Annotated in this window: 8 protein-coding genes; 3 read left to right on the top strand and 5 right to left on the bottom strand. The window is 71.8% G+C overall.

Features of this window, described 5'->3' with window-relative positions; all coding sequences use genetic code 11:
• Positions 1 to 162: 162 nt before the first annotated feature.
• Entirely contained in the window at positions 163 to 1,815 is a 1,653-nt protein-coding gene (locus VGR06_RS19865; protein WP_327560599.1) for a hypothetical protein, read from the bottom strand.
• A 164-nt stretch (positions 1,816 to 1,979) separates the two neighbouring features.
• Positions 1,980 to 3,236 (bottom strand): S8 family peptidase, encoded by a 1,257-nt coding sequence (locus tag VGR06_RS19860; RefSeq protein ID WP_327560598.1) that lies wholly within the window; start codon positions 3,234 to 3,236, stop codon positions 1,980 to 1,982.
• A gap of 199 nt (positions 3,237 to 3,435) precedes the next feature.
• Here VGR06_RS19860 and VGR06_RS19855 point away from each other — a divergent pair, with 199 nt between their 5' ends.
• Entirely contained in the window at positions 3,436 to 6,498 is a 3,063-nt protein-coding gene (locus VGR06_RS19855) for an AfsR/SARP family transcriptional regulator (protein WP_327560597.1), read from the top strand.
• Here VGR06_RS19855 and VGR06_RS19850 read toward each other — a convergent pair.
• On the bottom strand, positions 6,420 to 8,468 hold the full coding sequence (locus VGR06_RS19850; protein ID WP_327560596.1) for an ATP-dependent DNA helicase: 2,049 nt from the start codon (positions 8,466 to 8,468) through the stop codon (positions 6,420 to 6,422). The two genes, VGR06_RS19855 and VGR06_RS19850, sit on opposite strands and share 79 nt — an antisense overlap.
• A 106-nt stretch (positions 8,469 to 8,574) precedes the next feature.
• Here VGR06_RS19850 and VGR06_RS19845 point away from each other — a divergent pair, with 106 nt between their 5' ends.
• Positions 8,575 to 9,219 (top strand): hypothetical protein, encoded by a 645-nt coding sequence (locus tag VGR06_RS19845; protein WP_327560595.1) that lies wholly within the window; start codon positions 8,575 to 8,577, stop codon positions 9,217 to 9,219.
• 232 nt (positions 9,220 to 9,451) lie between these two features.
• On the opposite strand, the gene VGR06_RS19840 is transcribed toward VGR06_RS19845, so the two are convergent.
• Together VGR06_RS19840 and VGR06_RS19835 are read right to left on the bottom strand one after the other, a co-directional pair.
• Positions 9,452 to 10,015, bottom strand: coding sequence for an isochorismatase family protein (locus tag VGR06_RS19840; RefSeq protein ID WP_327560594.1), 564 nt, complete (start codon positions 10,013 to 10,015; stop codon positions 9,452 to 9,454).
• 9 nt (positions 10,016 to 10,024) lie between these two features.
• Entirely contained in the window at positions 10,025 to 11,314 is a 1,290-nt protein-coding gene (locus VGR06_RS19835) for a nicotinate phosphoribosyltransferase (RefSeq protein WP_327560593.1), read from the bottom strand.
• 31 nt (positions 11,315 to 11,345) lie between these two features.
• Here VGR06_RS19835 and clpS point away from each other — a divergent pair, with 31 nt between their 5' ends.
• Complete coding sequence (clpS, locus tag VGR06_RS19830; protein ID WP_327560592.1) at positions 11,346 to 11,642, top strand: ATP-dependent Clp protease adapter ClpS; 297 nt, start codon at positions 11,346 to 11,348, stop codon at positions 11,640 to 11,642.
• Positions 11,643 to 11,677: the final 35 nt, after the last annotated feature.

Genomic DNA, 11,677 nt, shown 5'->3' with positions numbered 1-11,677 from the left:
CCGGCGCTCTCGCACATGGCTCGGAGGCGGTTGCCGAGCCGGCGGCGGAGGAAAGGGCGGTTTCTGCTTGGTGTTCACGCGGGCTCCTGGTCACGATGAGTAGCCGCATGATCGCACTGGGCACGCCGGAACCGGGATGTCCGGTTCCGGCGTGTCAACGAACTAGAACCGGCAGCTGGGGAACTTGAAGGAGCCGATTCGGGTGGTCCAGCCGTTGGGGGAGGAGGTGGTGTAGTACTCGTTGGTGTACCAGAAGGTGCAGTCGTCGGAGGGGTCGACGGTGAGGTCGGTGTAGTCGCCCCAGCGGGGGCTCACCGTTTGGACTCCGGTGCCGGCGATCAGGGTTTGTTCGCCGCGGGCCATCAACCCCGCGGGGTCGCCGGCGAGGCGGCCGGTGTAGCGGATGCCGGGGAAGACGTCGGTGCCGTTGGAGGCGCTGTAGCCCAACGCCATGTTTCCGTTCTTGTCCTGCGCGATGCTGCCCATCCAGCGGTGGATGCCGTCGCCGGGGGCGAGGGTGCCCTGCTGGAACAGGGTCGGCACGGCGGCGCCGCGGGGGCGGCGGAGTTCGTACCAGCGGGTGCCGGCTTCGGCCGGGCGGGCTTCGACCGATTGGTTGGTGACGAGGGACTCGTAGGTGCCGAAGTTGCGGTAGGCGAGGCGGAAGATCGGCCGTTGCCGTGAGGACAGGATGTCGATCTTGTTGGTGGTGCCGGGCTGCGGGATGCAGTTCCGCGGGCCGGGGGCGCACGGGAAGATCGAGTCGAACGCGGCGACCGGGATCTGCGCGGCCAGGCCGAAGGTCGCTCGCGGGACGGGCCGCCAGTCCACATTGAACTCGAACACGTTCAGCGCGTCGAAGGCCGCGCCGGTGCCGGCGCCGTCATCCTGGGTGCCGACGAACCAGTTGGGCGTGCCCGCCCTCGGTGGCCTGGAGCCGTCCCAGTCGGTGGGCAGCAGGCCGTCGCCGGTGAGATTGGGCGTGTCGCCCGGCGGGAGCAGGAAGCTGATCGCCCGGGCGTTGGGGTTGCCGGCGACCATCCGGGCCTTCTCCAGCGCGTACGCGCCGATGCCGGCGAAGCTGTCGTCCGGCGCGAACTCCCGGGTGGACAGGAAATAGCTGTTGTTCCAGACGCCGTACTTCGGGTAGTCGGGGAAGTTCGGGCCGGTGGAGAACGCGTACCGGAAATATGTGCCGGTCGGGTCGGGGCTGGTGGAAATGGCGACACAGTTCCAGAACTCGGGGCCGTCGACGGTGAACTGGGTGATCAGCCAGCGGTCCACCTGCTGGTCGTACAGAACCACCGGGTCGCCGTTGAAGCCGGTGCAGTCGGTGATCGGGAACCCGGCGAACAGCGTGCCGATCTGCGCCGGGCCGGCCAGCCGTGCCCCGGTCTTCGAGTAGACCGCGTACTGGACGTTCACCGTCTGCACATAGTGGTTCGGCCCGACCTCGCCGTTCGGGTCCGGTGGCGAGATCAGGATCGGGTTGGCGGAGTTCGCCACGCCCTCGAAGCTGATCCGCGGCGGGGAGATCTGCTCGAGCGGGTCGGCGGCCCGGGCCGAAACGCCGAGTTGCTGCAGGGCACCGTCGCCGGTGTAGCCGTTGTCGACCACCGGCCGGACGGAGTCGTCTTCATCTTCGTCGAAGTCACCGGACGCGGGCGGGGCCGGTCGGGCGGCCAGCTCCCGCAGGGGCGGCGAGACGTCGAACGCGGCCGCCGTGGTCAGCCGGAACGGCAGCGGCGCAACGGGTTCGGCCGGTGCGCTCAGCGGGGACACGGCGGCGAGCACGCTCGCCACGAGGGTGGTCACGGATAAGAGAGCAGCTCTGCGCTGCATGGGGGACCTCCGGTTCCGAACATGGACTTCCGGACCGTCCCACTCTGTGATACGCCGGATTTTCGATCAATGCGCCAAATGGCCCCAAGCGGTGGAGCCCCCGGCGCAGCGGGGGCTCCACGGGTCAACTCACCCGGTCAGACCGGGATCATGGACTGGAACAGCAGCAGGTTGGGCGAGCCGATGCCCGGGTTGATCACCACACCCGGCGTGGCGTTGGCCGCCAGCGCCGTCGCCACCTGGTCTGCGTTGTCGGCGGGGAACTTCTGCCGCCACATCGCCGCCGTGCCGGCCGCGTGCGGAGAAGCCATCGAGGTGCCGCTGGCCACCGCGTAGGCGTTGTCCGCGGTGTTCGACGCGGAGAAGATGTTCTCGCCCGGCGCGAAGAGGTCCAGGCAGGGTCCGAAGTTCGAGAACGCGGACCGGTTGTCGTTGATCATGGTCGAGCCGACGGTGGTGGCCCGCGGGGTGCGTGCCGGGGAGAAGCCGCACGCGTTGAGGTTGCTGTTGCCGGCCGCCACCGAGTAGTGCACGTTCGCCGCGATCGAGGCGGTGACCGCGTTGTCCAGCGGGGCGAACGCGCCGCCGCCCAGGCTCATGTTGGCGACGCTGCGCTGGTTCGGGTTGAGCTGCTGGGACAGCGTCACGAAGTTCACGCCCGCGATGACCGTGGCCCCGGAAGCCGAGCCGTTGCAGTCGAGCACCCGCACCGACACGATCCGCACGCCCTTGGCCACGCCGACCGTCCGGCCGCCGATGGTGCCGGCCACGTGCGTGCCGTGGAACTGCGCGAAACCGACCGGGCAGGGTGCGCAACCGCCGAGGTAGGGGTCGAACCCGCAGATCGCGCGCCCGCCGAATTCCTGGTGGGTCAACCGGATTCCGGTGTCGATGACATAGGCGGTCACGTTCTGGGCGATGTTCGGGTAGAAGTACTTGTTGTCCAGCGGAAGGGAACGCTGGTCGATCCGGTCCAGACCCCAGGACGGCGGGTTGGGCTGCAGCCCGAGGGCGTCGGCGGTGAACTCGATGTCCTGCGCCACGAACTCGACGGCCGGGTCGCCGGCGATCAGGCTCGCCTGCGAGTCGGTGGCCTGGATGGAGAACCCGCGCATGGCGGCGGTGTAGACGAACTGCTTCTGCCCGCCGTACTTGCTGGTCAGCTCGTCGGCGAGGCGGTCGACGTCCTCCTCCTTCGTGTTGGCGCCGAGCGAGACGATGAACTGGCCGGGCAGCGCGCGTGCGTCGTTGGTGTACAGAACCTTGCCGGGTTGTGGCGCGGCGGCGGGGGAGTCGGCCAGCGGGGCGGCCGACGCCGGCGCGGCGAGCACCAGGCCGGCGACGGCGCTCAGCGCGATGCCGACGACCGTGCGGCGGGATGGTCGGTGGCTCATGCGGTCCTCCAAGGCAACGTGGGGTTTCCCGCCGGAGATCACAGCGCACGGGCGTTGCGGAATTGTTGGACTCCGGTTGGGTGTGCGGAATGAACATGTTGCGGTAGAAGGGAACGACCCCTGTGTAGGCCAATTCGCCGCAACGAATACTGGAAACGGGCTGTGTCCGGTTGAGCACGGATTGCGTACTATTGCCCGGGTGCGGATCCGCCTGCTCGGTCCGGTCGAGGTGACGGACGACGGCGGCCGTGTCGTTCCGCTCGGTGGCCCGCGGCTGCGCACGCTGATCGGGGAGCTGGCGTTGCGCGCGCCGGATGTGGTGTCCCGGGACACGCTCATCGAGGGGATGTGGGACGGCGACCCGCCGGCCGGGGCGGAGAAGACGCTGCGCGCCCATGTCGCCTACCTCCGCCGGGGTCTGCTCGCCGGCGGCATGGCGGACCTGATCGCCACCCGGTCGCCCGGCTACGCCCTGGCCGCGCCGGCCACCTGCGTTGACGTGCACCGGTTTCTCGACCTGGTTGGCCGCGCCCGGCTGCTGACCACCCCGCAGGCGGCGGCCGCGACGCTGCGCACCGCGCTCGGCTTGTGGCGCGGGGATGTGCTGGCCGGCTGCCCGTCGGGGGAGTGGGTGCGCGCCGAGGCCACCCGGCTGCACGAGGCCCGGCTCAACGCCGTCGAGGACGTGTTCGCCGCCGAGTTGATGCTCGGCCGGCACGCCGGCGTGGCCGCCGAGCTGGAGTCGATGGTCGCCAGCTACCCGTTGCGCGAACGGTTGTGGGAACTGCTGATGCGCGCGCTCTACCGGGCCGGGCGGCAGGGCGAGGCGCTCCGGGCCTACCGGCGGGTCCGCGCGCTGCTGGTCAACGAGATCGGGGTGGAGCCCGGGGTCGAGCTGAAACGGCTCGAGGCGGCCATTCTCGCCGGCCACGAGATTCCCGACGGCTCGCCGGTGGCCGAGGTCACCGGCCCGCCCGCGGCCGACCGGCGCGGGTCCGGCGCCGTTCCGACGCCGTTGACCCGGCTGATCGGCCGCCGGGCCGAGATCGACGAGCTCCGCTCGCTCCTCGCCGGGCACCGGCTGGTCACCCTCACCGGTGTCGGCGGCTCCGGCAAGACCCGCCTGGCCATCGCCGTCGCCGACCGCGTCGGCACCCGCTTCCCCGATGGCGCCTGGTTCGTCGACCTGGCCCCGCTCACCGACCCCGCGCTGGTCGCCGGCGCGATCGCGGACGGCATCGGCCGCTCGGCCGACCCGCACTGCGGCACCGCCGCGACCCTGGCCCGGTACCTCCGCCGGCGGAACTGCCTGCTGGTGCTGGACAACTGCGAGCGCGTGGTCGCCTCCTGCGCCGAGGTCGTCGCCACCCTGCTGCGCTGCTGCCCGGACCTCCGCGTGCTGGCCACCAGCCGCGAGTCCCTCGGCGTGCTCGGCGAGGTCGCCTGGCCGGTGCCGCCGCTCCCGGTGCCGCCACCGTCCATTTCGGACTCACCGAGCCTGGTCGAGCTGACCGGCTACGACGCCGTCCGGCTGTTCCTCGACCGGGCCGACGTCGCCGCGGTCCGCGGGTTCACCGACGGCGACGGCCCCGGCATCGCCGCGCTCTGCGCCCGCCTCGACGGCCTGCCCCTGGCGATCGAGCTGGCCGCGGCCCGCACCGCGGTGCTCAGCGTCGCCGAGATCACCGACCGGCTCCATGATCCGGCACTGCTGTGCACCACCCGACACCCCGACCGCCCGCAGCACCGTGCCATGCACGCCACCATCGCGTGGAGCTACGACCTCCTGGATCCCGTTACCCAGGACCGGTTCCGCCGCCTGGCGGTGTTCACCGGCGGCTTCACCATCGCGGCGGCCGAGGCGGTCTGGGGCGGCCACCTTCCGGCCGTCGACGTGATCACCGACCTGGCCGCCAAGTCCCTGGTCGTGGTCGACCGCGACGCCCTCGGCGCCCGGTACCGCCTGCTGGAGACGATCGGCCGCTGGGCCAGCGCGCGGCTCGCGGAGTGCCCGGACGCCGGGCACGACGCCCGCACCCGCCACGCCCGGCACTACCTGGCGCTCGCCGAGGAAGCCGACCGCCAGCAGCACGGCCCGGAAGCCAGCTGCTGGCTGGCCCGGCTCGCCGCCGACCACGAGAACCTCCGCGCCGCCCTGTCCTGGTTCGCCGGCCGGGATCCGGTCGCCCGGCTCCGCCTGGCCGTGGCGCTCACCCAGTACTGCCGGCTCCGCGGCCGCTACGTCGAAGGCCGGCAATGGCTCCAGCAGGCCCTCGACACCGACCCCGACGCCGCACCCGCCCTGATCGGCCTCGCGCACACCGCCACCGCCAACTTCGCGCTGCTGACCTGCGAATACGCCGAGGCCCAGCGCCTTGCCGAGCGCGCCATGGGGTTCTGGGGCCAGGCCGGCGACCGCGAGGGCATGGCCCGCACCCTGCGGCTGCTCGCCGCGGTGGCCCGGGAACGCGGCGACTATCCGAGGTCGCTCACCCTGCTCGACCGCGCCCGGGTCCTGCAGAGCACCGACGGCACCATGGTCACCCGCCTGCTCTTCCAGACCGGGTTCACGTGGTGGCTCGCCGGCGACGTCGACCAGGCCGAACGCGCCATGACCGCGGCCCTGGAGCGCTGCGAGCGGCTCGGCGACCCGGTCACGGCCGCCTGCCTCCAGGTCCACCTCGGGTTCGTCGCCGCCGCCCGCGACCAGCTCGACATCGCGGACGGCATGGCCAACGACGGCCTCACCCGGTGCCGTGCCCTGGATGCCAAGGAAGGCATCGCCTGGGCCTGGCACCTCGTCGGCCTGATCGCACTGCGCCGGCACCGTCACCCCGAAGCCATCGCCGCCCTCCGCGCCAGCCTCGAGGTCCACCACGACATCGGCGACCGCTGGCGCCAATCCAGCGTACTCGACACCCTCGCGGAAGCCCTGCTGGCCAAAGGAGATCCCGGGCGCGCCGCGGAGCTGTCCGGCCTGGCGTGCGGCCTCCGCGACCGCCTCGGCGTGCCGGTACCCGCCCAGGAACGGCCCGCGTGGAACAACCTCCACGCCGCGCTCCGCCACGCGCTCGCCGACGCCGACCTCCATGCGGCCCGCGCCCGCGGCGCCGCGCTCCGGGTCCCCGAGGTGATCGCCAGCCTGGACAACTGGAGCATGTGGACGGTCGACGCCGGCTACCCTCAGCCGGCTCTGGTGGCCGCCTCGTCCAACCGCCGCAACGCTCCCCGGACGACCTCCGGGTCGTACGTGGTCCAGTAGCTGGGCAGCGAGTCGCGCAGGAACCGGCCGTACCGCGCGGTCGCCAGCCGCGGGTCGAGAATGGCCACCACACCCTTGTCCGTCATGGACCGCAGCAACCGCCCGGTCCCCTGGGCCAGCAGCAGCGCGGCATGCGTCGCGGCGACAGTGAGGAAACCGTTGCCACCGCGGGCTTCCACCGCCCGCTGCCGGGCCGAGGCGAGCGGATCGTCCGGCCGCGGAAACGGGATCCGGTCCACCACGACCAGCTGCAGCGACACCCCCGGCACGTCCACGCCCTGCCACAGCGACAGCGTGCCGAACAGGCAGGTCGCCGGGTCCGCGGCGAACTTCTTCACCAGCAACGCCGTGGAGTCCTCGCCCTGGCACAGGATCGGCACCGTGACCCGCTTCCGCAGCTCCTCCGACGCCTGCTTCGCCGCCCGCATCGAGGAGAACAACCCCAGGGTCCGCCCACCCGCCGCGTCGATCAGCTCACGCAGCTCGTCCAGATAGGACGGTGGCAGCCCGTCCCGGCCCGGCGGCGGCAGATGCTTCGCCACATAAAGGATTCCGCTCCGCTCGTGCTCGAACGGCGACCCGACGTCCAGCCCGGTCCACTTCGGACCCTCGTCGTCCGGCGGCGCCTTGTCCGTCGCCGTCCCCTCCGCCTTGACGCCGGCCCGCTGCTCGGTCGGCAACCCCCACAACCGCGCCATCGCGTCGAACGTCCCACCCAGCGTCAGCGTCGCCGACGTCAACACCGTGGTGCACGTGCCGAACAACCGCTCGCGCAGCAACCCCGCCACCGCCAGCGGCGCCACCTTCAGCGACACCGGCCGCGGCCCCTCACCGCCGCTGACCCACACCACGTCCCGCCGGTGCGCCGAGTCCTCGTCGAACGCGGCCAGCAGCCGCACCGCCGTGTCGTGCACATCCTCCAGCAACGACAGGGCCAACTTGCGGGCTGTCGCCACATCAACGTCGGCTTTCCGTTCCGGCCCCAGCTTGGTGACGCACGCATGCGCCGCGTCCCGCACCGTCCCCAGCGAAGCGCCCAACGGCACCGGCAACGCGTCCACCCGCCCCACCGGCAGGTCACCGAGCAGCAACGCCAGCCCGTCGCCGGCCTCGACCAGCCGGTCGGCCACCTCCTGGTCGATCAGCCGCCCGCACCGCCGGGCCGCCGCGGTCACGGCCGTGGCGGTGAGCTCCGCGGTCGCCACCGACGTCACCCGGTCCACCAGGTCGTGCGCCTCGTCCACGATCACCAGGTCGTGCTCCGGCAGCACCTGAATTCCCTGCAGCGCGTCGATCGCGAGCAACGCGTGGTTGGTCACCACGATGTCCACCCGCCCGGCGTCGGCCCGCGCCCGCTCCGCGAAGCAGTCCGTCCCGACCGGACACCGGGCCACACCCAGGCACTCCCGCGCGGACACCGACACCTGCCGCCACGCGTGGTCGGTCACGCCGGGCACCAGCTCGTCGCGGTCCCCGGTCCCGGTGTCCTCCGCCCACTCGTGCAGGCGCTTCACCTCCCGCCCCAGCCGGGACACGGCGAACGGGTCGAACAGCACGGAGTCCTCCGGCTCCTCCGGCACCCCGCTGTTCAACCGGTGCAGGCACAGGTAGTTCCGCCGTCCCTTGAGGATCGCGAACTTCGGTGCCCGGCCCAGCGGCCCGGTCAGCGCCTTCGCCAGCCGCGGCAGGTCCCGGTCCACGAGCTGGCGCTGCAGCGCGATCGTCGCCGTCGACACCACCACGGTCGAGCCGTGCTCCACCGCGTGCCGCAGCGCCGGAACCAGGTACGCCAACGACTTTCCGGTCCCCGTGCCGGCCTGCACCGCGAGATGGTCCCCGGTGCGGATCGCGTCCGCCACCGCCTGCGCCATCCGCACCTGACCGGATCGCTCCACACCGCCGACCGCCTCGACCGCCGCGCTCAGCAGCTCGGGCAAGGAAGCGAGTTCGGCGGTGGTGGTGTCCGGCACGGCCCAGACGCTACCCCGGACCCCGGTTCGCTCGGACGGGTTGTCCACATGTCCCGTTCGGGTGTCATCCGGCCCCATCCGCCGCGCCCCGTCCGATGCTCAGGGCATGAAGACGATCGCAGCAGGCCTCGTCGCCCTGGCCACCCTCACGCTCGCCGCCACGCCCGCCGCCGCGGATCCACCGGCCGGCAGCGGCTCGGTCGGCTGGACGCACGGCCTGGTCCAGGGCCGGCCGATCAGCATCGACAACCTCGCCGGTTGCACCGTCGGCGGGGTGAGCAGCGCCAGCACGAACGGTGTCGCGGCCACCGGCTTCGTGGCGTACGGCACCGGCAAGAGCACCTGCGGCACCGACACCACCACCGGCGCCGCCAAGGTCACCGTGACCGGCCGCAAGTTCACCTTCGACGGCCTCAAGGCCTACGGCGGCCCGGTGATCAAGCTGACCAGCTTCTCGATCAGCTGCAGCACCGTGGACAACGGCAGCCAGTCCAGCATCAAGATCACCGGCCTGACCGGCGTCACCGTGCCCAGCTCCATCCCGGCCAACTACACCGTCGACATCCCCAGCACTCAGTCCGGCTCGCCGCCGCTGGCCCGGGTGGTGCTGAACGAGGTGATCCTGCCCGACCCGCCGGACGGCAGCCTGACCGTGAACCTCATGCACGTCACGCTGTTCCCGGAGGGCGTGGCGATCGACAGCGGGGAAGTGGTGCTCGGCTCGGTGTCCTGCTCACCCAGCTCCCCGTGATCCCGCGGCTGGTCCGTGTGTTGGCATCTGGCGTCGTTGTGTTGGCCGCAGGCGATGCCGTGTTGGCCCCTGACGTCGGTGTGTTGGCTGCTGGCGCGGTGGAGCCCCGCCCTTGACCGCAATCGGCTGATCCGGCGGTGGTGGCCGTGACCGGCCACCGCGCTGCGCGTTCACGGCCAACTCAACGACGTGAGTAGCCAACACAACGACGTGTCGGGCCAACACACCGAGGTCAAGGGCTACTGGCCTGGACCGTCACGCCGGCTGACCGCAGCTCCGCCAGTGCGGCGTCCACAGTGGACGGTGCGACACCGGCCGTGAGGCCCACCAGGACGGTGGTCGCGAACCCCTCCCGGGCCGCGTCCAGCGCGGTGGCCCGCACGCAGTGATCGGTGGCGATGCCGACCACGTCCACCGTGTCCACCTCGTGCGCCCGCAGCCAGCCGGCCAGCGTCCGCCCGTCCGGCGCGGCGCCCTCGAAGCCCGAGTACGCCGCCGCGTGCGCGCCCTTGGAGAACACCGCCTCGATGCCGGCCACGTCCAGCTCCGGATGGAACGAGGCGCCCGGCGTGCCGGCCACGCAGTGCACCGGCCACGACGTCACGAAGTCCGGGCTCTCGCTGAAATGCGCGCCCGGGTCGATGTGGTAGTCGCGGGTGGCCACCACGTGGTCGTAGCCCCCGGCGGCGATGTGCGCGGTGATCGCCGCGGCCACCGCCGCCCCACCGGTCACCGGCAGCGATCCGCCCTCGCAGAAGTCGTTCTGCACATCCACCACGATCAACGCGTTCGCCATCGCGACCTCCTAGTCGGCAAACAGCACGGGAATCGCCGGCTCGCCGTGGGACAGTTTCAGCCCCTCCCAGGGCAGGCTGACCAGACCCTGCCGTACCCGCTGCCTACTCTCCTCGAGCGTGGGCACCTCGGCCACCACCTCACCGTGACGCATCAGCGGCACCGGCAGCACCCGGTCGTGCTCACCCCGCTCCGGCTCCGCACCCACGGGGTGGACGACCTCCTCCAGCGCCGTCCCGGTCGGCTTGTGCCGGCGCAGCGCCGACTTCCGCCCACCCCGGGACTCCTTGTGCGAGCTGCGTTTCGCCACCGGGCGGCCGTCCACCTCGACCAGCTTGTAGACCATGCCCGCGGTCGGCGCGCCGGAGCCGGTGACCAGCGACGTGCCCACCCCGTAGGAGTCCACCGGCTCGGCCCGCAGCGCCGCGATCGCGTACTCGTCCAGGTCGCCGGACACCACGATCTTGGTGTTCCGCGCGCCCAGCTTGTCGAGCTGCTCGCGGGCCTGGCGGGCCAGCACCCCGACGTCGCCGGAGTCGATCCGGATCGCGCCGAGCCCCGTCCCGGCCACCTCGACCGCGGTCTCGATCCCCGCGGTGATGTCGTAGGTGTCGACCAGCAGCGTCGTCCCCACGCCGAGCGCCTTGACCTGCGCGGCGAACGCGGCGTGCTCGCTGTCGTGCAGCAGCGTGAACGCGTGCGCACAGGTGCCGGTGGTCGGGATGCCGTAGGTCCGGCCCGCCTCCAGGTTCGACGTGCTGGCAAACCCCGCCAGGTAGGCCGCCCGCGCGGAGGCGACCGCGGACTGCTCGTGGGTGCGCCGCCCGCCCATCTCGATGATCGGCCGGCCGTTCGCGGCGCTGACCATCCGCGCGCCCGCCGAGACGATCGCGCTGTCGTGGTTGAGGATCGACAGCACCAGCGTCTCCAGGACCACCGCCTGCGCGAACGTGCCGCGCACGGTGAACAGCGGCGAGCCGGGGAAGTACAGCTCGCCCTCCGGGTAGCCGTCCACGTCGCCGGTGAACCGGTAGCTCGCCAGCCAGTCCAGCGTGGCCCGGTCGACGATCTTGCGTTCGGCGAGTTGGAGCAGTTCATCCCCGCCGAAGGTGAAGCGCTGGATGGCGTCCAGCACCCGCGCGGTGCCGCCGACCACGCCGTAGCGCCGGCCGTCCGGGAGCCGCCGGGCGAACACCTCGAACACGCAGTCCCGGTCCGCGGTGCCGTCGGCCAGCGCCGCTGAAAGCATGGTCAACTCGTAGTGGTCGGTCAGCAGTGCGGTGCTGGTGCCGGGTGTCATGCAGCGAGCCTAAACATGCCAAACTGGAGGCATGACCACGCCTGTCGGCCATCAACAGACGCAGGTCGACCCGGCCACGGAGGCCGTCGGGGTCGAGGACAAGCCGTGGCAGACGGTCGTCTGGAACGATCCCGTCAACCTGATGTCGTACGTGACCTACGTGTTCCAGAAGCTGTTCGGCTACAGCCGGGACAAGGCCACCGAGCTGATGCTCGACGTGCACCACAAAGGCAAGGCGATCGTCTCCTCCGGCTCCAAGGAGAAGGTGGAGGGCGACGTGGCGAAGCTGCACGCCGCGGGCCTCTGGGCGACCATGCAGCACCCATGAGCGAGCTTGCGAGCGAATCAATGAACACTGCCCCG

It is taken from the genome of Actinophytocola sp. (assembly GCF_036002505.1).
Lineage (GTDB): Bacteria > Actinomycetota > Actinomycetes > Mycobacteriales > Pseudonocardiaceae > DASYTH01.
This window is presented reverse-complemented; position numbering and strand designations above follow the sequence as displayed.